General features: G+C 74.2%; 14 protein-coding genes. 8 read left to right on the top strand and 6 right to left on the bottom strand.

Annotated features, from left to right (window positions below; all coding sequences use genetic code 11):
* On the bottom strand, positions 1 to 2,702 hold a 2,702-nt coding region (locus tag GPJ59_RS15160), incomplete at its 3' end, for a type 2 lanthipeptide synthetase LanM family protein (protein WP_374200853.1).
* A gap of 178 nt (positions 2,703 to 2,880) precedes the next feature.
* Here GPJ59_RS15160 and lanKC point away from each other — a divergent pair.
* The 4 genes from lanKC to GPJ59_RS15140 all read left to right on the top strand — a co-directional run bounded on the left by lanKC (position 2,881) and on the right by GPJ59_RS15140 (position 10,148).
* Positions 2,881 to 5,502, top strand: a complete 2,622-nt coding sequence (lanKC, locus tag GPJ59_RS15155; RefSeq protein WP_219667653.1) for a class III lanthionine synthetase LanKC — start codon at positions 2,881 to 2,883, stop codon at positions 5,500 to 5,502.
* A gap of 707 nt (positions 5,503 to 6,209) precedes the next feature.
* Positions 6,210 to 6,929, top strand: coding sequence for a hypothetical protein (locus GPJ59_RS15150; protein ID WP_219667652.1), 720 nt, complete (start codon positions 6,210 to 6,212; stop codon positions 6,927 to 6,929).
* Positions 6,930 to 6,968: 39 nt separating this feature from the next.
* Positions 6,969 to 9,404, top strand: a complete 2,436-nt coding sequence (locus tag GPJ59_RS15145) for a WD40/YVTN/BNR-like repeat-containing protein (RefSeq protein ID WP_219667651.1) — start codon at positions 6,969 to 6,971, stop codon at positions 9,402 to 9,404.
* A 27-nt stretch (positions 9,405 to 9,431) separates the two neighbouring features.
* Positions 9,432 to 10,148 carry a TSUP family transporter gene (locus GPJ59_RS15140; RefSeq protein ID WP_219667650.1) on the top strand — a complete coding sequence of 239 codons (717 nt, stop codon included), beginning with the start codon at positions 9,432 to 9,434 and terminating at the stop codon, positions 10,146 to 10,148.
* Positions 10,149 to 10,197: 49 nt separating this feature from the next.
* On the opposite strand, the gene GPJ59_RS15135 is transcribed toward GPJ59_RS15140, so the two are convergent.
* Positions 10,198 to 11,418: a winged helix DNA-binding domain-containing protein gene (locus tag GPJ59_RS15135; RefSeq protein WP_219667649.1), complete on the bottom strand. Its 1,221-nt coding sequence runs from the start codon at positions 11,416 to 11,418 to the stop codon at positions 10,198 to 10,200.
* A complete protein-coding gene (locus GPJ59_RS15130) occupies positions 11,419 to 12,129 on the bottom strand; it encodes an NADPH-dependent F420 reductase (RefSeq protein ID WP_219667648.1) in 711 nt (236 codons plus the stop codon). It lies immediately after the preceding gene.
* Positions 12,130 to 12,228: 99 nt separating this feature from the next.
* Between GPJ59_RS15130 and GPJ59_RS15125 the strand changes: the two genes are divergently transcribed.
* Entirely contained in the window at positions 12,229 to 13,191 is a 963-nt protein-coding gene (locus GPJ59_RS15125; protein ID WP_219667647.1) for a helix-turn-helix transcriptional regulator, read from the top strand.
* 34 nt (positions 13,192 to 13,225) lie between these two features.
* Here GPJ59_RS15125 and GPJ59_RS15120 read toward each other — a convergent pair whose 3' ends face one another.
* Together GPJ59_RS15120 and GPJ59_RS15115 are read right to left on the bottom strand one after the other, a co-directional pair.
* Positions 13,226 to 17,197: a hypothetical protein gene (locus tag GPJ59_RS15120; protein WP_219667646.1), complete on the bottom strand. Its 3,972-nt coding sequence runs from the start codon at positions 17,195 to 17,197 to the stop codon at positions 13,226 to 13,228.
* Positions 17,198 to 17,252: 55 nt separating this feature from the next.
* Positions 17,253 to 20,135 (bottom strand): hypothetical protein, encoded by a 2,883-nt coding sequence (locus tag GPJ59_RS15115; protein ID WP_219667645.1) that lies wholly within the window; start codon positions 20,133 to 20,135, stop codon positions 17,253 to 17,255.
* A 417-nt stretch (positions 20,136 to 20,552) separates the two neighbouring features.
* Between GPJ59_RS15115 and GPJ59_RS15110 the strand changes: the two genes are divergently transcribed.
* Entirely contained in the window at positions 20,553 to 20,888 is a 336-nt protein-coding gene (locus tag GPJ59_RS15110; RefSeq protein WP_219667644.1) for an ArsR/SmtB family transcription factor, read from the top strand.
* 20 nt (positions 20,889 to 20,908) lie between these two features.
* Here the strand turns inward: GPJ59_RS15110 and GPJ59_RS15105 are convergent, their stop codons facing one another.
* Positions 20,909 to 21,682, bottom strand: a complete 774-nt coding sequence (locus tag GPJ59_RS15105) for a carbonic anhydrase (RefSeq protein WP_219667643.1) — start codon at positions 21,680 to 21,682, stop codon at positions 20,909 to 20,911.
* A gap of 381 nt (positions 21,683 to 22,063) precedes the next feature.
* Between GPJ59_RS15105 and GPJ59_RS15100 the strand changes: the two genes are divergently transcribed.
* Entirely contained in the window at positions 22,064 to 23,536 is a 1,473-nt protein-coding gene (locus tag GPJ59_RS15100; RefSeq protein ID WP_219667642.1) for a lipase family protein, read from the top strand.
* Between the two features lie 32 nt (positions 23,537 to 23,568).
* A partial coding sequence (locus GPJ59_RS15095) for a hypothetical protein (RefSeq protein WP_219667641.1) occupies positions 23,569 to 23,968 on the top strand: 400 nt, incomplete at its 3' end.

Here is a 23,968-nt window from a genome sequence, read left to right as displayed (position 1 = left end):
CCCACCCTGGGTCCCGGGGGCCGGGAGATGTGTAAAAGAGCCAGGCCCCCGCCCCCCCCCAGCGCGGACAGGCCCGCGAGCCGGTACCGCTCACCGCCCCCGGCCGCCCCGCCCCCGGACCCCGCCGCAGCCTCGGCCTCAGCCTCGGCGAACCGCAGCAGGGCCCATCCGAGCCCGGCGGCCCCCGTCGTGAAGCCCCGCCCGCCGGCCGTGGGATCCACCGCGGCCAACCGGTCCGCGCAGGCCTGCGCGTCCCGCCAGGTCTCCTGCCCCTCGTCCCCGGCGCCGGCCGCGGTCCGGTGGGCGGCCAGCAGTGCGACGAGCCCGCCCGCCACGCCCGCGCCCACCCCGTACTCCCGCTCGGACAGGGCCGCCGTACCCGCCAGCCGCAGCATGGCGCTCGCCCATGAGCCGACCTCCGGATCGTCCAGCAGCCGTGCCGTCTCGGCGAGCGCGTACGCGATGCCGCCGAGGCCGGAGAAGGCCCCCGAGCCCACCGCGCGGAGGTCCGCGGGCCGGGCGCTCAGCGCGTCGAGCAGCCCTGGCACCGGCGCCAGGGCCGTACGAGCCACCTCCGCGTAGTGCCCGGCCCCGGTGAGCGCCGCCAACTGGGCCAGGAACAGCGCCGACCCGGTGTACCCGCCGGCCAGGTCGGCCGGCATCGGGCCGATCCGCCAGTAGCGGTCGTCCAGGAGCTCCAGGCCGATCCAGTTGCTGCGCGGTCCTTCGCGGTACGCGAGGGAGACCAGCCGGTCCCCGACGGACCGGGCCGCCGACAGCAGCCGCTCGGGCTCCGGGGCGCGCTCCGCCGTAGGGGTGCGCCGCTCCTCGACGGGCCGGTGCGCGGGCGCGCGGGAGGCCGTCGCCATCGCGGCGCGCACGATCCACTCCTGGTCCTGGCGGTCGACCGTGTCCAGGGCGGCGAGCCTCGCCGCGACCCGGGCGATCCCGGACAGGTCCGTACGGCCGGCCAGTGGCCGCTCCGGCGCGCCCCACAGGCGGTCCTGGCCCGGACGGGCGGTGAACAGCGGTACATCCCCCGCCCAGAGCTGGGCGATCTCGTCGTCGACCAGGTCGGGCGCGGGGACCGTCCCGAACACGTCGGTCCGCAGGGTCTCCAGAACCCGCTGGCGCTCGCCCGCGTCCTTCAGCAGATCGGGGTGCGTCGACTCGTCGAGCAGAGTGGCGTACACCCAGGTGGGACGTACCACCACCCGCACTTCGTCCTCGGCGAACGCCTTCAACAAGGCCGTCTCGTGCAGCAGTTCCTCTCGGGCCGCGCCGATCGCCGCGTACCCGGCGCGGAATCCGGCGCAGAGCGCCTCGATGTGGGCCGTCGGTTCGACGGTCGCGCCACCCGCGAGACGTGGCCGGTTGGCGGACTCGCCGAACCTCCCGGCCCTGCGCACGAGGCGCATCCGGTCGGTGCCGGCGTCGGCCCAGTCCGCCCGGGCGACGGGCGACACCGCTGCGCGGCCGCCGCCGACCGCGGACATGTCCAGGGCACTGTGGTCGCCCACGAACAGTTGGGGCAGCAACCCGACGCGGTACACCGAGTCGTGGAGTGCGCGGGCGGCAGGGTCCTCCGTGGCGGTGCCCGGCAGCTGCGGGTGGAACAGGGTCTCGACGTCGACCAGCACCGGGTGGGCACCGGCGGCGATCAGGTTCTCGTGGTGCAGGTCGGTGCCGTCGATCAGGTGCAGCAGCGACAGCAGCGCGCCCTGGCGGCGGTAGAAGGTCTCGACCTCGGCGGCGGAGGCGCAGGGCCCCGCTTCGACGAACTCCACCCACCCGTACTCGCCCCGGTCGAGCAGCCGCAGCGTACGGAGGTCCGCGGAGTCGGGCAGCGCGTTGAACCAGGCGACGAGGTCGTTGAAGTGGCGGTGCACGGAGAGGGGCCGGGGCTTGTACACCAGCCGGGTCCCGTCGGCGAAGCGCAGCAGCATCACGCTCCGTCCGCCCCGGTGCCCGTCGCCGGCGCCCAACTCGACGCCCACGAGCGCGGCCCCGCCGGACTCCGCCAGGAGGCCGGCGGTCAGCCGGGCGTGGTCGTCCGCCAGCCGTTCCAGGGCCTCCACGACGGCGTCCGCGGCGTCGAGCGCCGCCCGCCCCAGGATCCGCGCCAGCACCGGCCGACCGGCCAGCAGGGCCGCCAGACCGCGCCGGGACGCGGTATGCCCCAGGAAGTCCCTGAAACGGGCCCGCGGGTCGTCCCCGTCGAGCCGCCCGGCGCAGCGCGCCTCGTACAGTTCCAGCACCAGCGTCCGTGCCGCCGTCCGTGCCAGCCTGCCGCTGAGGTGCCGCTCCAGGTCGGCCCGTACGGCGGTCATGTCCACGAGCCTCCCCGCCCGCCCCGACACGCCCCGCTCCAGCCGCTCCCCCGCGCAGCGGGTGAACGGCCGCAGCACCCACTCGAAACCGCTCAGCCCCGGATAGTCCCGCTCGGGCGCCACGGCCTCCTCGGGCGCGACGGCCGAGGCCTCTTCGGCGAACGCGGCCCAGTCCGGCCGCCCTTCACCCCGGCCACCGCCGACGAGCCCGGCCTGCCACCACCGCTCGACCGCCGACAGCGAGACCCCAGCCCGCTCCTGCACCGCCACCATCGCCCCTCCTCGGCCCCGGCCCACCGCTCCGGGCCCACGCCCGATCCTGGTACGGGGGGCGCCTCCCCCACATGGGGAAGAGCCCCCCATGTTTTCCACCCCGCCACCACCGGGCCTTGAGCGGGTCTCCCGCCCCGTGGCACCCCGAGGGGGGCGATCTCGCCCGATACCGGTGATACCGGTCGCATGCCGGCGCCGAACCGTTTCCATACCCGCCGGTCCTAGCGTCCGGCACGACCGTTGTGGCCGCCCCCTACCACCCTGCGAGGAGATCCCCGTGCTCGAAGGCTTCGGCGAAGCGCTCGCGGACCGGGAGTACTACCTGCCGCTGCCCAGCGTGGCCGACCCCGGGCCGCGCTTCGCTCCCGGCGAGGTGCCGCCGGGTGTGCGCGGTGCCGCCCAGGGCATCTGGACGATCTGGGGCAGTCCGCGCACCGGGCTCGCCGAGCAGGGCTGGAAGATCCACGTGTCGGCGCGGCTGGACCGGGCGCAGCACGTGCTCGACACCGTCGCCGGGATCTGCTTCTCCGAAGGCGTTCCGTTCAAGCACCTGAGCGCCCGGCTCTTCTTCCTGTTCCTCCATCACAAACACGCCGCGCGGGCCCAGGCGGGCAAGTTCTGCGCCGTCTACCCGCCGGACCCGGCCACCGCCCGCCGGCTGCTGGAACGCCTGCGCGACGCGCTCGACGGGGAGGAGGGACCGTACGTCCTCACCGACCGGCGCTTTCGCGACTCCCGGACGGTCCACTACCGCTACGGCTCCTTCGGTGCCCGCAGCCGGCTGCGGGCCGACGGCACCCGGGAGGGCCTGGTCCGCGACGGTTCCGGCCACGAGGTCGTGGACCTGCGGCTGCCCGCCTTCCACCTGCCCGCGGGGATCGCGGACCCGTTCGTCGAGCAGGAGGAGCAGCCGCACGCGGGCCCGATCCTGATCCGCGACTACGAGGTGACCCGCGCGGTGCGCCTGGGCAACGCCGGCGGCGCCTACCAGGCCCGGGACAGGCGCACCGGCCGCACCGTCTTCGTCAAGGAGGCCCGCGCCCACAACGGCCTGGTCTTCGACGGGACCGACGCGCAAGCGCGGCTGCGGCACGAGTACCGCGTGCTGCGCGAGCTGCACGCGGCCGCCCCCGGGGTGGCCCCGGAGCCACTGGACCATTTCACGGAGTGGGAGCACGACTTCCTCGTCACCGAGTTCGTCGCGGGGCAGCCGCTGGTGGGCTGGCTGAGCCGGTCCACCCCGCTGGCCCGCGCCGACCGCACGGCCGAGTCCGTCGCCGCGTACTACGAGGCCTGCCGGGGCCTGCTGGCCGGGCTGGACGCCTCGCTGGAGCGGCTGCACGCCGTCGGCTACCGGTTCGGTGACCTCAGCCCGGGCAACGTCCTGGTCACGCCGTCGGGCGGGGTCCGGCTGGTGGACTTCGAGGCGGCCTCGGCGCTGTCCGCGGCACCCTCCGGGATCGGCACCCCGGGGTTCACGCCGCCGCCCGGCCTGCTCCGGACCGACACCGATCCGCTGCTGCGGGACCGGTACGGCATGTCGGCGGTCGCGCTCGCCTGTCTGGCGCCGTTCAACGAGATGGCCGAACACGCGCCCGCCAACCTCGCGCTGCTGCGCCGCGACCTGGCGGACGTGGCTCCGCCGCAGGACCTGTGGCAGCGGGCGACCGCCTTCCACCTGACGGAGGACCGGGCGCAGGACCGGGCGTCGGACCAGGCGCCGGGCCACGACGGTCCCTACCGCCTGCCCTCCCCCGCCGAGCTGGACGCCGACCCGCGCGGCAGCCTCACCCGGCTGGCCGAGGAGGTGGCCGCGGGGCTGCTGGAGACGGCCGACGCCGACCGGCCGGAGTGGGCGTTCCCGCCCTCGCCCGAGGCGTTCCGGACCAACAACGTGTGCCTGGCCTACGGCACGGCCGGGGTGGTGCACGCCCTGCACCGCGCCGGGGTCCCGGTGCCGGAGGAGATCGGCGAACGGCTGCGCCGCGACACCCTGGCGCTGCGCGACGCGCTGCCCCCCGGACTGCTCGTCGGCTCGGCCGGCATCGCCCGGGTGCTGGCCGGCCTCGGCCGGCTGGACGAGGCCGTCGACCTGCTCCGGGACGCCGACGGCCACCCGCTCACCGCCTCCTGCGGCACGCTGGCCGGCGGCCGGGCCGGGGTCGGCCTGGGCTGGCTCGCCCTGCACCGGCTGACCGGGGAGGCCGGCCACCTGGAGCGGGCCGTCGCGGCAGGGGAGGCCCTGCTGGGCATCCGCGACCTGTCGGCCGCCCTCGGCGAGCACGACGCCCGCGGCCTGCTGCACGGCCGCTCGGGGCTCGCCCTCTTCCTCCACCGTCTGGCCCGCGCCACCGGCGAGGCCCGCTACCTGGAGGCGGGCCGCCTGCTGCTCCACCAGGAGCTGGACCGGACCTTCCCGCTGGACGACGGCGCCCTGTCCGTCTCCGACAACGCGCGGCTCACCCGTGCCATGCCGTACCTGGCCACGGGTGCGGCCGGGGTCGCGGCGGTGCTCACCCACTACGTGGCCACCGCGCCGGACGAGCGCTGCGCCGCGGCGCTGCCGAGGCTGGTCACCGGGATCCGGGTCTCCTGCGCCACGAAGGAGGCGGGCCTGTACCGGGGGCTGGCGGGACTGACCTGGTTCCTGACCGGGCACGCCGAGCTCACCGGCACGGACGCCGCCCGCGCGGACGCCGTGCGCGCCGCGACCGGTCTGCTGAAGTACGCCGTCCCGTACCGGCGCGGGGTCCGCTTCCTCGGAGCGGGTTCGCAGCGGTTCACCGCCGACCTGTCCAGTGGCGGGGCCGGTGTCCTGCTGGCCCTGCACCGCCTGCTGGCCGGTCCGCTCCTGGCGGAGCCCCACCACGTACGCCCCCGGATCCCGGCAGCCGGCTGACGCCACCGGACGGGGCGTCCCATGAACGCCTGGGCACGGCGGCGAGCAACCCCCGTGTCCCCCGTGCCCAGGTATGCAGTGACCGACCGACACGACCCGAGAAGAACAAGGAGAGCATCCATGAGCCAGATCCTCGCGCTCCAGGCACTGGACACCGAGCCGGAGACCTACCTGGTCCCGTGCTTCAGCTGCGGCTGGAGCATCGGCGACATCTTCCCCGAGCCGATGTAACGAGCCGGCACCCGGGAGGGCCGGGACCGGTGGCCCCGCCACCGGTCCCGGCCCTCTGCGTTCGCCTGCCCGGCGGCCGGCGGACAACAAGCAACGGCGTCCGCCAGTTGCGTTGTGCGGGCCCGAAGGCGGGTGGCCTCCGGGGGTCGCCGGCGGGGCCGGAGGCGCCGTTCCTCCACGCCGGGTACGCGTACTCATATGACCTGCGGTCACGCCCGAGAAGTCGATCAGTGGCCGGGGCGGCCTCGGCGCGCGTTGTGGAAGCGTCAACTGTCGTGCGGGCAGGGCGGTTCCGGTTGCCGTCCCGCTCCGCCGGAGAGACGATGAGTATGCGCTGTGGCCCACGGCCGGGCCGCGGACCTTCTCGGTCGCGCCGGGCGCGGCCCGCACACGTGACGGCTCCGGCGCCCCGGCCCGTGATTCCGCGTCCCACATCCCACATCCCGCGTTCCTGCGATGTCCCACCTGGGGGCCGGATGGCGAGAGTCCCGCGCGGCGTGGTCGACGAGCACGGCCGGCAGGCCGTCGTGCACGACCACGAGGGTGCGCTGATGGCATTGGACCTGGAGACCGGCGCGCTGCTGTGGCGCCACGGGCCCCCGTTGCGGCCGTGTGCTCTGCGTGCCGGTTCGGTCGTGGCCCTGCGGATCAGTCCGTCGCCGACGCTGGTGGTCGTGGTGCTCGACGGCGGAAGCGGTGCGGACCGCTGGGTGTCGGAGCCGGTCGACCTGCCGCCCTGGGCTCGTTGCACGCTTGACGACACCCGCGAGTTCACCCTGCGTACCGAGCCGGACGACGGGGCCGTGGTGCTTCGCTGGGTCGCCCGGTCGTGGTACGGCGGGGGCGCCGCTCCGAGCGAGCAGGTACTGAAGGAGTCCCGGCGCGAGGCATACGGGGCACTGCGGGTCGATCCGGCACGCACCGGCGGGGTGGAGGTGCTGCCGGAGGCGGAAGCACCTCCGGTGCGCGCCGATGCGGCGGTACCACCCCCTGTACCACCGGAGGCTCCCCCCTACCAGCGGCCCGCCGATGTGCTGGACCAGAGCCTGGTCGGCGACGTACGCGTGGAGCTCGCCCGCCGTGCCGACTCCGGGGCCGTGGTCCTGAGGGCCGCGGATCCCCGTACGGGCACGCGCAGGTGGGAGGTGGAACTGGACCGCACGACCCCGAAGCAGGCGCCCAAGCTTCCGCCGTAGCTCCCCCGTGCCCGTCTCATCCCGAACAGAGGTGCCGTCATGGCCGTCTCGGACGAAGAAGTCGCCCAGGCGCAGAACATCAGCGTCGAGCAGGTGCAGTTGCTGTCCCGAAGCCGCGGGACGACGAACGAGGCGCTCGCGGCCCTGCCCGAAGGCGTGGTACGGCGGGCCCTGCTCCGCCTCGACTTCCCCGACCTGCCCACCGCCCGTGGGCTCTTCCGCCTGAAGCAGGAGCGCAGCGACGACGGCAGCGTCCGGCCACACGGTCTGGGCGCGGCCCACGAGCAGGCGGAGACCCTGCTGAGCCGCGCGGCCCCGGCGCTGACCGCAGGTGTGCCGACCGGTCCGAACGGCCGGCGTCACCGGGGCGGGCCGGCCCCGACGGCCGGGATGCAGCTGGCCAACTGGGTGTGGCTCGGCCCCGGGAACATCGGGGGGCGGACCCGTGGCATCGTGATCGACCCGGTGGACCCGGACCGGATGTGGGCCGTGAGCGCCGGGGGCGGGGTGTGGCACACCGAGGACGGCGGTGCCCAGTGGGAGCCCGTCGACGACTTCCTGGCGAACCTCGCGTGCGCCTGCATCACGCGGGACCCGTCCGACGCGTCCACGATGTACGTGGGAACCGGTGAGGCGTTCCACAACCTCGACGCCATCCGGGGCAACGGCATCTTCCGTACGACCGACGCGGTCACCTGGTCTCCGCTCGCGGCCACCCAGACGCCGGACTTCCAGTTCGTGAGCCGGATCGCGGTGTCGCAGTCCGGGAACGTCGTCCTCGCGGCCACCTCCACCGGCCTCTTCCGCAGCGCCGACACCCCGCGGGCCCACTGGACCCAGGTCCTGGACATCCCGCTCGGCGACGTCAGATTCGATCCCCAGGACAGCGAGAAGGCGGTCGCCGGGGCGCTGCAGGACGGCGCGGCCTGGTTCAGCCGTGACGGCGGTGTCACCTGGGACCTCGCGGTCGGCGGTCCGTGGGCCGGCCGGGTCGAGCTGGCGTACGCGGAGCAGAACCCGGACATCGTCTACGCGTCGGTCCAGATGACCAGCGGCCAGATCTGGCGTTCGACGGACGGCGGCAGGACCTACAAGAAGCGCAAGACGCTCACCCCGGACGGCCTGCCGTCGGACTACCTGGGCGGCCAGGGCTGGTACGACAACGCCATCTGGGCCGGGGACCCGACCGACTCGGACCTGGTGCTGGTCGGCGGCGTCAACCTGTTCCGCAGCACGGACGGCGGCGACCATCTGGCCGAGATCAGCACGTGGTGGCATCCCGACTCGGCCCACGCCGACCAGCACGCCATCGTCTCGCACCCCTCCTACGACGGGGTCACCAACCGGACGGTGTTCTTCGGCAACGACGGCGGCGTGTTCAGGGCGGACGACCTGGCGGTCGTCGGGAGCGAGCCGCAGCCTCCGTTCGTGACCGGCTGGACGGAGCTGGTGAACAACTACGGCGTGACGCAGTTCTACGCCGGGGCGGGCCACGCCGGCAGCGGGAAGGTCATCGGCGGAGCGCAGGACAACGGCTCGATCGTCTTCGACCCCGCCCTCGGCACCCAGGACTGGCGGCCGTTCTTCGGCGGTGACGGCGGCTGGTGCGCCTCCGACCCGACCGACCCCGACGTGTTCTACGGCGAGTACGTCTTCCTGAACATCCACCGCAACACCGACGGTGCCACCACCGACGACACCCAGGGCGACCGCTACATCAGCGGCCAGTTCTTCAACTTCGCGAGCCGCGAGTGGGACTGGAAGCCGGTGCCGTTCCGCATCACGGACGCGAAGAACGAGGACGCGCTCTTCATCGCACCGTTCGTGCTCGATCCGAACGACGAGAACCGGATTCTGGCGGGCGGGGTGTCGCTGTGGCGGACGAACGACGCCAAGACGGCGAACACCGCCGTCGACGGGCCGACGTGGGCCGCGGTCAAGCCAGGCTCCGGCGCGATGATCAGCGCGATAGCGGTGGCGCGCGGCGACTCGGACGTGGTGTGGGTGGGCCACGAGAACGGCATGGTCTTCCGTACGGCCAACGGCACCGCGTCGACGCCGACCTGGCAGCGGGTCGGAGCGACGGGACCGAGTCCCCTGGCACCGCGGCGGTTCTGCACCGGCATCACCGTGCATCCGACGGACCCGGACACCGCCTACGTCACCTTCGGCGGGTACGAGGACGACAACCTGTGGGTGACCACGGACGGCGGCGCGGGCTGGACCGACCTCGCGGGCGGTCTGCCGCCCGCCCCGGTCCGGGCCCTGGCGGTGCATCCGCGGCGGACGGACCTGCTCTACTGCGGCACCGAGGTCGGTCTGTTCGCCAGCGAGGACGCCGGGGCGAGCTGGTCGCCGACCAACGAGGGGCCGACCAACTGCTCGGTCGACGACCTGTTCTGGATGGACGAGACGCTCGTGTGCGTGACGCACGGTCGCGGGATGTTCCAGATCGACCTGTCGACGATCCCGTAAGGCGACGATCCCGTAAGGCGGGCGCTGATGGATCCGCTTCTGCTTCCGGTCGTGCTGCTGGCTGTGGCCGCCGCCTTCGTGCTGTCCGCCGCGGCAGGGTTCGGAGGCAGTCTGATCCTCGTTCCGACGCTGGCGCTCGTGCTCGGTACGAAGTCCGGGGTGGCGTTGGCGGCGCTTCTCCTCGGCGCCAACAACCTGGTCAAGGTCTACGCGTACCGGGCGACCCTGCCCTTCCGCAAGGCCGCCGTCGTGATCGTGCTGGTCGCCGCGGGAGCGTTCCTGGGGGCCACGCTGCTGGTCTCCGCTCCCGAGCGGGTCGTGACCGTGGCGGTCATCGTCGGTTTCGCCGTCGCGTTCCTGCTGGAGACGCTCGACCTCACCCGCTGGCGGCGGGCCGGCTCCCCGGTGCTGGCCCTCGCTGCGGGTGCGACGTCCGGATTCAGCGGCACTTCGGGCCCCCTCAAGGGGCTTGCGGTCCGCGGACTGGCCCTGGACCGCCTCCACCTGGTGGGCGCGCTGTCGCTGGCCTCGCTCGTCGGGGACCTCACGAAGACCGCCGTCTGGACGGATGCCGCGCTGCTGACGGGCGGGGACTGTCTCGTCGCCCTGGTGTGTCTGCCGCTGATGCTCGGCGCGACGTTCCTCGGCAGGCGTTTCAACACCAGGATCGGCGAGCGGGGCTACACGGGCCTGTTCTGGACCGTGATGCTGGGCTACACGGGACGCCTGCTGGCCGGCCTGTAGGGCCGGCCGGCAGGCGTCGAAGCTCCTCGCACCGGGGTGCGCCCCGACGTCAGCCGCCGGCGGCGAGGCGGCGTTCGAGCGGGGTGCGGTAGCAGGGGGTGACGCGGGTGCCGTCGAGGAAGGCGGACAGGCGAGCGATCTCCGCCTCCACAGCGGCCCGGGCGGCGCGGCCGGGGTCGTGGAGGAGGTGGTGGCGGATGCTGCCGTCGGGGAGCTGGGCCCAGGCGCCGATGACGCGGCCGTCCCACCAGACGGTGGGGCCGATGTTGCCGTTGCGATCGAAGAGGGCCTTGGTGTGTTCCGGGTCGAGGTACCAGTCGCGGTGGCGCCAGCCCATGGGGGTGGGGTCCAGGCTCGGCAGCAGGGCGGCCGCGGGTTCGGCGGCGGCCGGTCGGGCCTCGGCGGCCGCGACGTCGGCGGCGTCCACGACGTCCTCGGAGTCCTCGGGCAGGAGGTAGCCGGTCCCCTCGTCCAGCTCGACGGCCAGGGCACCGGTGGCGGCCAGGGCCTTGCGGGTGTCGGTCAGGGTCCAGCCCGTCCACCACTTCAGGTCGTCCACGGTCGCCGGCCCGAACCGCTCCAGGTAGTGCCGGGCCAGGGCGGCCCTCGCCTCGGGTGCCGGCAGCTCGGGCAGGGGCCGGGCCGGTGACCAGTGGAACTGCGCGGAGGTCCACGAGCCGGCCGGGCGGTGCCGGCGGATACGGCCCTCGGCGGCGAGCACGCCGAGGACGGGGGTGCTCGCCCGCTGCCGGGACTCGTACGGCTTGCCGGGCGAGACGACGAACTGCTCGCGAAGGTCGGGTACGTCGGCGGCGAGCTGGGCGGCGGTGGCCCGCCCGCGCGCCGCGAGGACCTCCAGGACGGACCGCTCCACCGCCTCGTGGCGGCGCTCGTCCCAGCCGAGCGTGCGGCGCAGTTCCGCCTGCGCCTGGGCGCGGTGGCGGCGGGGGTCGCGCACGGTCGCGGAGCGGACGGCCGGGGCCAGGGCGGCGGGGACGACGAACATGGTGCCGCGCATGCACCGGATGCGCTCCAGCGCGGGCAGGCCGGCGGGGGCGTCGTAGAGGGAGCGGTCGACGGCGGCGGCGGTGGGCTCGTGCATCCGGGCCGCGGCGGCGAGGAAGACGGTGGCGGGGTCGGTGGCGTGCAGGCCGATCAGGGCCGCGGCCACCGCCTCGGCCGTCTTCTCCCGCGCGGAGGGTGTGAGGAGATGACGGCGGACGAGGCGGTCCCGGCGCTGGGCGGCGGTGACGCGGGGCAGGCGGGTCATTCAGCGGACGACCTTGATGCCGAAGTGGGTGCCGAAGCCGAGGGCGATGCCGATGGCGCCGTGCATGTGGGCGTACATCTCCATGCCGCGGGAGGCGACGATGCCGCCGAGGTCGAGGACGTCGGTCCAGCCGTAGCTCGTGAGCAGGTCGGTGACCTGCCGCTTGGCGTCGGCGTCCTGCCCGGCGACGAACATGGTGTGGTCCCCGCCCCCGATCGCCCGGGGGTCGACCACGGTGGCCTGCTCCTGCGTCACGAAGGCCTTGACGACCTTGGTCGCGGGCAGGGCGCGCTGGATCTGTTCGCCGAGGCTGTCGCTGTCGCACGGGTCCAGGACGGGGTTGACGCCCCAGGGGGTGGGCCAGGGGTGCTCGATGTCGGGGTCGTAGATGTACGGAACGGCGTAGTCGATCAGTGTCTTGCCGGCCAGCTCCGCCTCGACTGCGGAGAGGGCGGCGACCGCGTTGTGGCCGTCGATGCCGTTGATGACCAGCTCGCCCGCGGCGGCCGCGTCGGCGAAGGTGTGCAGTTCGATGCCCGGGTGGCCGGCGAGCCACTGGCCGAACGGCGGGTTGCCCATCATGTCGGGCTCGGTCCGGGCGAGGGTGCCCTGCGGGTCGCGGGTGCCGACGTGGACCTCGTGGCCGTGCTCGGCGAGCTTGGCGATGTGGGCGCGGGCGCCGCCGCCGGTACCGAGAACTGCGATCTTCATGGGAAACCTCCGGTTCCATCACTTCTTGTTCGGGCTCGGCGTCCACCGTAGGAGGCTTTCCGGACAGTTTCTGTCCTGTGAGGGCCGCATAGTGGAGTCATGACGAGCGACACGACCGCCCGCCTGCTGCGGATGCTGTCCCTGCTGCAGACCCGGCGGGAATGGTCCGGCGCGGACCTGGCCGACCGGCTGGAGGTGACCGACCGCACGGTCCGCCGTGACATCGACCGGCTGCGCGAGCTGGGCTATCCCGTCGAGAGCACCCGGGGGCACGCCGGCGGCTACCGCCTGGCCTCCGGCACGGACCTGCCGCCCCTGCTCCTCGACGACGACGATGCCGTCGCCATCGTCGTCGCGCTGCGGACGGCCGCCGGCGGCCTGACCGGTATCGAGGAGACCGCCCTGCGCTCCCTGGCCAAGCTGGAGCAGGTCCTGCCCCGGCGGCTGCGCAGCCGGGTCGGTGCGCTCCAGGAGTCCACCGCGGGCATCGTCTGGGAGCCCCGTCGAGGACCGCGTGCCGACCCTGCCCTGCTCGCCACCCTCGCCGTCGCCTGCCGCGACCACGAGATCGTCACCTTCGGCTACACCACCCGCCAGGGCGACGCCGCCCAGCGCCGGGCCGAGCCCTGCCACCTGGTCGACTCGGGCGGCCTGTGGTATCTGCTCGCCCACGACACCGACAAGGACGACTGGCGGCTCTTCCGGCTCGACCGCATCACCGGTGCCGCGCCCACCGGGCGGCGGGTTGCGGCCCGCCCGGTCCCCGGCGGCGATCCCGCCGCCTTCGTGGCCGGCCGGCTGTCCGCCGTCCCCACCCGCCACCGGGCCGTCGCCACCGTCCGGGCCCCGGCCGAGCGGGTCCGCGCCCGCCTTCCGGGCCTCGGCACGCGCCTGCGGCCGATCGACGACGACACCTGCCGCGTGGACGCCTCCGACGACTTCCTGCCCCGCATCGCCCAGACCCTCGCGGGCCTCGACGCCGACTACACGCTCGACGCCGACCCCGAGGTCCTCGACCACCTCCGGGCCACCGCCGCCCGTATCCGCAGTGCCACGGGGTGACCGTCGTCGCAGGACGGAGTCGTAGCCGCCCGGTTCAGCGCAGCGGCACGGTGTCCGCGTAGACCAGCTGTCTGCCGAGGGGGCCGAAGTCCTCGCTCACCGCGAAGTCCGAGCCGGACAGGGCGGATTCGACGACCAGCAGCCGCAGCGGTCCGGGCGGCAGCGGGTCGGGCAGCGGGAGTTCGGCGGTGTAGGTCTGCACCGGGCTCTGCGTGTCCTCGGTCTCCAGGGAGACCAAGGTCTCCTCGACCGCTGTCCAGGCGACCGCCTCGTCCGCCAGGTCCGGGTCGCGGCGCTGCAGTACGGCGATCACGTCGGGGACGAGGAACTGCGTGAGGTAGTTCGGGCCGGAGAGGGTGATCAGGAGCGGGTCCTCGCCCTCCACCGTCAGCACCCGCTCCGGCAGGGTCCGCAGCACCGGGGTGTGCACGATCGGGGACAGGGCCTCGCCCTCCAGGGAGTGCGGCTGGAAGCGGGCCAGGGCCAGCCGGACGAACGGCATGTACGCCTCGCCCAGGTCGATGTCCAGGTCGCAGTACCAGCGGCCGCTCCCGGTGTCGAAGCGCGGGGCGAAGCCGGCGGCGGTGACGGTGAACCCGTCGAAGAGGAAGGCGGGGGCGGGCAGTACGAGGCCGTTCTGCACCACCTCGGCGCCAGGGAAGTTCTGTGCGGTCGGGAAGGCGACGGGGGCCGACCGGTGCTTGGGGTCGCGGCCCGCCACGGTGACGAAGGGCTCGCTGCCGAACTCGGGTTCCATGCCCTCCTCGGTGACCAGGGCGGCCAGCAGCTCGCCGTCACCGGAGCTGAACCACGGCCGGGCCAGGTAGATCCGCAGGCCGCCGCCGCGGCGGCGGCGCACCACCGGGTCCGGCAGGCTTCCGGAGCTCTCGACGCCGAGGGTGGGCAGGCAGTCCAGGAGGGCGGGCGGGTCGGGCTTGGTACTGCTGAGCACCACGTGCTCGACGCGTTCGCCGGTACGGGAGAGCAGTCCCAGCTCGGGCCGGGCGGCGAACTCCGGCGGGAAGCAGTCGCCGAAGCGGCTGGTCGCCACCGGTTCGTAGTGCACCAGGCGGTGTTTGGTGTCGCCGAACTCCTGTGCTTCCGGGGTGGCCGTCCCCTTCCCCTCCGCCTGTGCCTCGGCCGCGGCGGCCGCCGTACTGAAGAACAGCGTGTTGCCGTCGAGCGCGCTCGGGGTGTTCAGCATGTCCACGCCCGGGCCGAGGCGCCCGGCCTCGGCGAGCGGGAGCTGGAACACCCGGGTGGTCATCGTCCGGGGCTCGGTCCGCGGCGCGGGTTCGCCCGGGTCGTCCACCTGCTCGGTCCAGTGGGCCAGCAGGTCGATCCGCTCGGTGCTGGGCTCGTCCAGCTCCACCTGCCCGGCCAGGTGCTCGTGGGTGTCGCCCACGTTCCTGGTCAGGAGGGTGAGGTCGAAGAGGTTCAGCTGCGGGGTGACGAGGGGCCGCTGGACGGCGTGCACGAGCGTCAGCTCCTGCCATGGGGTGACCATCCAGTGCCGGTTGACGCGGACGGCGGCCATCACCTTCTCGAAGGGTGCACCGCCGCCGAGCACCTTGCGGCACCAGTGGAGCATGCCGAAGAGCCGCTCGTTGACGGAGGCCTTCGAACTGATCCGTACGGTGGCCTTCGCGGCCTTGGGCAGGGCCACGGTCAGCACCCGGGAGGCCGGGTCGAAGCGGGGCGGCCCGGTGCCCTCGACGAGGCGCAGCAGCAGCGAACGGGGGCTGTGCCACTGGGGTCCGGCCCAGAGCACTTCGAGCGGGTCGTCCGCGGCCCGGCCGGGCAGGTCGTGGAGGACCAGGCCCAGCGACAGCGGGTCGGGGATGTATGGGAGTTCGACCGCGTCCCCCGTGTGCAGGACGTAGCGCTGGGCGGGCCGGCCGTCGGTGGCGGGGAGGTCCACGAAGGCGATGCCGGGCAGCCGTGGGTCGGACAGGTCGCCGTTCTCGCGTACGGCGAGGTCGTACACCGCCCGCTGGACCGCGGGGTCGGCGGAGCCGATGGCCGCGTCCAGCAGCCCGTGGCGTTCCACGCATTCCAGGGAGGCCTTGGGGGCCACCAGGTGCCGCTCGTCCACGGGCCGGTACGGGGCCGGGGCGACCGCGTCGGCCGGCGGGTCGGCGTTGAACGTGTCGGCGTACTGCGCGGCGGTCAGTCCGGCGTCGCTGCGGATGACCATCCGGTGGGCGAAGTCGCCGTCGGTGTACGGGGCCCGGGGCAGCAGGACGGGCGCGGGCACGGCCTCGTACCGGCGGAAGGTCTCACCGCCGCCGGCCGGGGGCAGGGTCAGGACGTCCTGGTCGGTGAGCTGTTCGGCCTCCGCGAGGGTGGGGCCGTTGCCGGCCAGGTCCACCGTGCGCACGCGCAGGCCGTACGGGCGCCCGAAGCGGAGCCGGGGCAGCGACCCGGGCCGGGCCTCGGCCTCGATCTCCATCGGGAGGCCGGTGACGGCCCGGTTGGCGATCCGGCGGGGGCCGGGCGGTTCGGGCGTGCTCTCCTCGTCGCCGGGTCCCTCGTCCACCAGGGCCTTGCCGGGGCGGGGCGCCGAGAGCGCCCAGCCGTCCCAGCTGACGACGTGTTCGTGGACGTGGACGCGGGCCACGGGCCCTTCGGGCTCGGCGAGGGCCGTCTGGAAGAAGCCCTCGTCGGTGACGGACTCCGTCAGCGGGCCGCCGCCGTCCGGGGCGCGGTAGTGGACCACGCGTTCGTGGAGGGAGAACCAGCGCTGCCGGGTCCCGTCGAAGACGTCGATGCGGTAGCCGCGGACCAGGTCCTCGGCGGTCAGCGGCAGCGGGCTGCCCGACCGCAGCGCCTGTTCCTCCCGCTCGGCGCGGCGGAAGTCCGCCTGAAGGGTCCGGGCGCGGCCGGAGCGGACGAGGGCGATGCCGGTGGTGCGCAGGGTCGGCGGGGTGGCCTGCAGTGCGCGGCTGTCGCCGGGGATGATCCCGTCGGCCGCCGCGGAGACCCGGGCCGCGGCGACCAGTTTGAGGTTGATGCCGTCGATGTCGGCCTGCTCGATCGAGTAGTCGTCCTCGGGCAGGGCGAGCAGACCTCGGGCGGGCGGGCCGAGGGGGTCCGCGCCGGCGGAGGCGGCGCAGAACGCGTCACCGGCGTCGAGGACGTAGCGGGTCGCCGGGGTCAGGTCCTCGGTGGCCGCGTCGGGCAGCAGGGAGGCGAACCGGGGAGCGAGGGCGAGCCCGCGGGTGCCCCTGGCCTCGGCGATGCGGTCGGCCGGCACGGTGAGGTCGACCACCAGGCCCAGGCGGCGCAGCAGGGTGGGGTGGTCGCCCAGTACGGAGAGCACCTGGTGGAAGTCGACGGTGGGCGGGGTGGGCCGGGCGGGCGGGGCCGTACGGGTGGCGCGGGCGCCCTCGGTGACGGACCGCTCGTGCTGGTGGAAGGCGAGGAAGGCGTCGTGGGAACCCAGGACCGGCTCGGCGGAGCCGTCGGGGTCGAGCTCGATGGCGCGGTCGGCCTCCTCCAGGGCCGTGCCGATGTCGGCCAGCCGGGCGAGCATGCCGGTGGGGGCGGCGAATCCCACGCGCTGGCTCATGTCGGTGGCCGCGGGGAGTTTTTCGGGGAATTCCGCGGCGACCTCGGCGAAGGCCTTGCGGGTGTCCTGGGCGAGCTGTTTCGCCGGGTAGGACACCTTGACCGTGCTCCTGAAGTCGTCGAAGCCGAAGGGGGTCACGGGGGTGTCCCCGGTGAACAGGCGGCTCCACAGGCCGGAATCGGGGGCCGGGCCGGCGCGGTCGAGCGGGCCGGTCTCCGTTCCGGAGGGCCGGCCCTCGGCGTCGGTCTCGGAGAGGAAGAACAGGGCGGTGGCCAGGCGGGCGGGCCAGTCCAGGAAGTCGGGGAACCGGTCGAGGGTGGTCGGTCCGTCGGCGTCGAGGCGGGGGGCGACGAAGACCGAGATCCGGGCCGTCGTCCCGTCGGACGACAGCCCGGCCGGCAGCACCACCCACTGGATCCGCTGAAGTCTGCTCACGGCTCTCTCCTGCGTCTCACGGCTCACGGCTCGCACGGGTCCTGCGTTTCGCTTCCTACGGCTGCTCCGGGGCGTACGCCGTACAGAACCGGCCCCAGTCCTGCGGGTCCACGAGGTCGGCGAAGCCCGCGGCCGCCGGGGCTTCGCGCAGGCCCCGTGGTCCCGGCTGCAGCGGTGATCCGCCGAAGCGCCGCTGGAGGCCGAGCCGGACGGACTTGCTGAAGAAGGCCACCTTCACGCTGACGGTCAGCGACCCCTCGCCGAAGACTGCGGAGGTGCCGGCCGCTTCGTCCTGGACGTAGGTGAGCTGGAGGCGGAACTCCACGGATACGGTCACCAGCCCCAGGACGGACAGGTAGCCGCCGCACCGGAGGTAGCCGGAGAGGGTGACGGTGTTCTCGGTCAGGGCGAAGTAGATCCCCGCCATCAGATGGACCCCGCCGCTGGCGACGCCGATGTCCAGGGAGGCGTTCCCGCCGAACTCCAGCGATCCCTCGATGAGTTCGACGCCCCGGGTGCTGACGACCAGGGAGAAGAACCCGCCGCCGCCGAAGAGCGCCACGCTCACGTTGAAGGGCTGGTGGCGTTCGGATACGGAGAAGCGGAAGGTGGCGGGCCGCTCCTCGAAGGGGATGGTCAGGGCGGCGGAGAGGGTGACGTTGCTCAGCGTGAACACGCCGAAGGTGACCGCCGGTACGGCCAGGGTGTAGCCGGCGGTGATGCCGTCCCGCCCGACGTCCACGAACGCGCCGCGGCCGAAGCCGTCCGCGGGCAACAGCTCCTTGAGCTTGTTGACGAACTGGAGGGCGTCCTCGAACCCGACCTCCAGGCCCTGCGCCGTCAGGTCGGGACGGCTTCCCGGACGGGCGGTGAACGCGAGCCGCCCGATGCGGACCCTGACGATGCCGGCGAAGGTCAGGGCGAAGTCGGTGAGTTCGCCGCGCACGGTGGACTGCTCCACCGCCCGGGCCGAGGCGACCGTCGTGGCCTCCATGACCAGCACGGCCCGCGAGGTGTCGATGGCCGCGATCCCCGCCTCGTCCAGGGGCACCGGCTCCCGCTTCAGCGCCGGCTTCCACAGGTAGCGCACCTCGCGCCGGTCCGCGAGGGTCAGGGCGCGCATGACCGGTACGGGCAGCAGGCCCGGCGCCGCCCGGGTCAGGCGGCGCTCGATCTCCTGCTCGGTGAGCGTGGCCAGCTCCCGTACGGCCTCGGGTCCGACGTCGTCCAGCAGCGTGAACAGGTTGATCGCGCCGAGCAGCCGGGCCGCGCCGAAGATCTCCCCCAGCCGGTCGATGCCCACTCCCTGTGCGGCAGCCCGGAGTTCGGCGAACTCGGCGGGCAGCACACCCGCCCGGGCGGTGACCGCCTGGACCACCGTGTCGGGCCGGACGATGCCGCCGCCCTTGCCCTGGCCGAACGCGACCGGGACGGCCTCGACGAGCCGGAGGAAGGCCCCGGTGGGCTGGCCTTCCATGCCGCGTGCCAGGTACGCGTCGTGCAGGAGGACGTCCACCTCGTCGGCCAGTCCGGTCAGTTGCTCCACGGCGGGAACCCGCGCCTGCGCGGCCACCATGGAGGGGAGCTGCCCCAGCGCGTGCCCGCTCGCGGGAACCAGGCCGAGCAGCATCCTGGACACCGGCACGGCCGTGGCGCCCGAGGCGCCGCGCACCGGCTCGGCGAGCGCCGTGACCTGTCCGTTCAGCCCGATGATGCGGCGGTCCTCGACGGCCGGGTCGTGGTAGGCGTTGCCCAATGCCGGCCCGCCGACGGCGTCGGCGCGGACGAAGACCGCGGGCGTGTCGAAGGTGACGGTGCGCCCCTCGCCGTCGGTGGCGACGCAGGTGAAGCGGTACGGCTCCCCCGTGTCCTCGCGGGTCACCCAGAAGGCGGGCAGGCCGCTGTCCTGGACCGGCGGGGTGGTGGTGTCGGTGATCCGCAGGGAGCGGAAGGGCATCTCCCGCCCGCCGTGCCGGTACCCCGACTGCGGACCGTAGCGGACCTCCGGCTCGGCGACGGTGATGTGCCGCTCCGCCAGGAGGTAGGCCGTGCGGGTGCCGTCGCCGGGGTCGGCGAAGATCCGTTGGCTGGTGACGGTGAGCAGGGCCCGGTGACCGGTGCTCAGGAAGCCGCGTTCGACCACCTTGACGAACTGGTCGCGGCCGAGCTCAGCCGTGTGCTGGTAGCCCATGACGGTGGTGACGGGTGTCCCGCCCCACTCGCCCCGCAGTCGCACCGAGGCGCCCAGCGGGGTGAGGACGAAGCGCTCGGCGCGCAGCGGGCTGCGCACCGGTACGCCCTCGGAGCCGATGAGGTCCGGGTCCTGGGTGAGCGCCACCAGGTCGCGCAGGTGGTCCTCGGTCAGCGGCAGACCGGTGCGCGGCGGCCGGTCGAGCGGGGTGGCGAAGGCCCGCAGCAGGGCCTCGCCGCCCTCCGGCCCGGCCAGTTCGGCGTGGAACAGCTCGCACACGCCGTCGAGGCGCACCGGACGGGCCGGGGCCGTCCAGCGGGCGCCCGGATCGTGCCCGAGCAGCAGCCGGGTGGGGAACTCGACGGCGGTGCAGGGCAGTCCGTCGAAGAGGTTGGTGCCGGGCTCGTCCGGGAAGCGGCCGTCGGGGACCGCCAGGGACTGCAGGCGGCTCCAGTCCAGCAGCGCCTGCGAGTCGAGCGGGACGGAGTCCTGGCCGTCCGGCAGCCGGAACACCAGCGTCGAGTCGCCGCAGACGAAGGTGGGCACGGTCTCGGGGAACGCGGCGAGCGCCTGCGCGGAGAGGACGGTCTCGCCGACGTGCTGGGCAGGGACCGTGAAGATCAGCAGGGCCTCCTCGCCGGGGTCCTCCCGGACCAGGCGGGAGCCCTCCCGGCGGAGGTTGCGCACGTCGACGGTGAGCAGCAGCAGGTCTTCGGTACGCAGGACAAAGAAGGACTCGGCGGTCATCGCAGCGGCCTTTTCGTCACGGGCCGGCGGTCACGGCGCCGGCAGCGGCACGTCCGCGTACTGCCAGTCTGGCGAACGGGTGGCCCGCCCGCATCTCGGGTGCGCCCCGCCCGCGCCTCGTGCGCATGCGGGCCCGGATGCGTACGGGCCCGAACCCGTACGGGGTTGTCAGGGAAGTACGGGAATCCACACGTGTCGACGCCGCACACTGTGTGCGTGCAGGGACGGAAGGGCCGTCCCCGCGGTGCAGAGCGAGCTGGGGTGGAACGGGTGCGCAGGATCGGCAGGACGGGCGGGACGGGTGCAACGGGGGCGACCGGCGGGACGGGTGCAACGGGCGAGGCGGGTGCAACAGGTGCGACGGGCGAGGCGGGTGAGACGGGAGATACGCCCGAGGCCGACCGTGGCGCCGCACAGGTGAGCATGCCGCTCTACCAGCTCAAGGCGGAGTTCTTCAAGACCCTCGGCCACCCGGTCCGGATCCGGGTCCTGGAGCTGCTCTCCCTGCGCGAGCACGCGGTCTCCGAACTGCTGCCCGAGATCGGCGTGGAGGCGGCCAGCCTCTCGCAGCAGCTCGCGGTCCTGCGCAAGGCCAACCTCGTGCTGGCCCGCCGCGAGGGCTCCACCGTCTACTACCGGCTCACCAGCCCGCGGGTCGCCGAGCTGCTCCGGGTCGCGCGGGGCATCCTCTCCGGGGTCCTGGAGGGGCAGGCCGAGCTCCTGGCCGACCTGCGCGCCGCCGGCCGCCGCTGAGGGACCGCCGCCACGGCCGGTCAGGGGATGCGGTGCACCCGCTGGCTGGTGAGTTCGTACCGTGCGCCCACGACGGCCAGCGTCCCGGCGGACATCCGGGAGGACAGGTCCGGCTCCGCGGCCAGCCGCGAGCGCACCAGCCGGATGTTGGCGGTGACGGCCGCGTCGATGCGCGCCTGCCCCTGGAGCCTGCGGTCGATCGCGGGGCGGATCTGCTCGCCGAGGTAGCGCATGTGGCCGGGCAACTGCGTGCCCTCCTGCTCGGCATGCACCGCCGCGGCCACCGCCCCGCACGACTGGTGCCCCAGCACCACGACCAGCGGGATGCCCAGCTCCACCACTCCGTACGTGACACTGCCCAGCACGGCCTCGTCCAGCACCCCGCCCGCGGAGCGTACGGTCAGCAGGTCGCCGAGCCCCTGGTCGAAGACGAGCTCCGGGGGGACCCGGGAGTCGACGCAGCCCAGTACGACGACGAAGGGGTGCTGGCCGACGAGCAGGGCCTGGCGGACGCTGCGGGTCTCGTCGGGATGCCGCTCGTGGAGGGTCCGCCAGCGCCGGTTCCCCGCCTCCAGCTCGCCCAGCGCGGCCTCGGGCGTGGTGGGCCGTGCGCGCTGCCGCTCACCGCGGACGGCGAGCGGCCCCGGAGGGGAGCAGGAGGCGAGACCGGCCGCCGCGGTCAGGGCGGTCGCGCCGGCCAGCGAGGACCGCAGGAACCGGCGCCGCCCGGCGGCGGTGCGCCGATCGGCCTCGCACCGTGGATCGGCCTCACAACGTGGATCAGGAAGGGTCATACCGGGAGAACCTATGCACCGCTCCGGCCGGCGACACGCGCCTTTGCGAGCCGTGGTGCGGCCTTGGCGAAATCTTGGACGAAGCCACCCTGCCCGGATGAGCGGCCGGCCGGTCAACCCGGCGCCCCGGCACTCACCCGCGCGCGCCCATCGGATACCGGGCTGTCCCAGCTCCCCCACCCGCCCGGCCGGCGGGCGCCGGACAGCGGATCCCCGGGGCGTGGGACGGCCTTCCGGGCGCCCCGCACGACGCCCGTACGACTCCGTACGACTCCCGGACGACGCCCGGACGGCGCCGGGCGGGGCCCGGCCGGTGCCACCATACGTGCGCACAGACCGGGCAGGGCGGCACGGCCGTCGCGCAGGACGAGAGGTTGGAACGTGACGCCTCAGGTGGTCGACGAAACGGCTCGGCGCCTTCCCGAGCGGCAGGAACGGATGCAGCGGGGCTGGCGCGAAACGCCGCCCGAGGAAGCCGTGCCGCAGCCGGAGCGGCCTGACCACCCGGAGCGGACCGAGGCCGAGCTGATGATCGCGGCCTCGGTGCTGCTGGCGGACGCTGCCCTGACGGCGCGGCAGGCCGGGGCGGAGCTGACGGGCGCGCTCTCCAGCTGGGGGTTCGGCCTCCAGGCGCTGCGCCGCCCCGGCTGGGCGCTCGGCACGGCGGTGTCGTGCGCGAAGGCACTGACCAGCCCGGCGGGGCTCGGGTTCGGGGCGAACGGCGGACTGTTCGGCGAACTCGCACGCATGGCCGGCAGCGTCACCCTGCGCCGCCCCGCCAAGGTGGCCATGGCGGTGGACGCGTTCGCCCTGCGGATCCGGGCGGCCGCGGCCGAACACCCCAATCTCGACTCGCCCCTGGCCAGGCGGCTGACGGACGCGATGGTGGCGGGCGACCGGCTGGAGGCACTGCGGGCGCTGTACGCGCTGCTCGAGCGGCTGGGCGTCACCCGTGCCCTGACCACGCTCAGCCCCGTGCTCATGGAACTGCTGGCGCTGCTCGGGATGCTCGATGCGAACCCGGCCAACGACGACTTCTCCTGGGTGACCCTCGCCGGCGGCGTGCCGACCACCGATCCCTTCCTGGGACTGCCGAGTTCGCTGCTGAAGTACCTCAACCCGGGGCCGGGGCGGGCCGAGCGGGCCGAGCCGGACGCCATCCTGGCCAAGGTGCTGGCGACGTCCCGCAACGACATCGTCAGCTACGTCGGCGACATCGGGGCCCTGGGCAACCACGGCCTGGTGCTGCTGCGCCGCGTCGCCTGCGCCGACGGCGCCGTACGGCACGTCCTGCTGCTGCCCGGGACCAGCTTCGGACTGCTGAGCAACAGCACCCCGCAGGACGTGGTGGGGGCGTTCGACGGGCTCCTGCGCACGGACACCACGTACACGCGGGCCCTGAGGAAGCTGCTGCGGCGGGCCGGGGTGCCCGCCGGGTCGGACCTGATGATCGTGGGCCACAGCCTGGGCGGGCTGACCGCGATGAACCTGGCGGCCGACGAGGAACTGGCGGCCACCTTCCGGATCACCCACGTGATCACGCTGGGCTCCCCGATCGACAACAAGCGCCCGGCCGACCACACCACCCGGGTGATCAGCCTCGTCAACAAGCACGACGTGATCGCCACGCTCGACGGGCGCGGGCCGGCCTCGCCCCACGACGTCCCCGACAGCTGGGTCGAACTGGCCTGGCTGGACGAGTCCTACGACTATCCGCTGTCGCACGCCCCGCAGGCCTACTCCGACTCGCTGCGCGGGGCGATGGCGCACCACGGCAAGCACGTCAACGAGCTGATCAGCGCCTACGACGGCGAAGTCATCGGCAACCAGCCGTACATGCTGCGCGACAAGTGACCCCCGCACGTGACCCCGAGGAAAACCGACCGATGACGACCGACGACGTCCCGGCACCGGCGAAGCGGCGTGCCGCGACGGCCTGGGCCCTGGAGAACGCCCTGTTCAGCGCCGCCGTGCTGGCCCAGCGCCTGCCCTGGGCGGACGCACCCGCGCGCGCACTGGGCCTGGATGCGCTGACCCGGGAGGGTGCCCGCCGGCTGCTGCTCGCCCACTTCCGGCGCAGCCGGTCCGGGCGGCCGGTGCGGCTGCGCACCGCGTTCGGGTCCTTCCTCGTGCCGACGGCCACCGTGGACGCGGCCCGGCTGCTCGCCCGGGCGGACGCCGTGGGCGCGCTGGGCCCCGCGACCGGCCTCACGGCGGGTGGCCGGCGCTACGGGCTGTCGCCGCACGCGGAGCCGGAGCGCGAAGCGGTCCTGCCCCACTCGGAGC

It is taken from the genome of Streptomyces bambusae (genome assembly GCF_019400985.1).
GTDB lineage: Bacteria > Actinomycetota > Actinomycetes > Streptomycetales > Streptomycetaceae > Streptomyces > Streptomyces bambusae_A.
The sequence above is the reverse complement of the archived record's forward strand: the minus strand, read 5'-3'. Positions and strand labels throughout refer to the sequence as shown.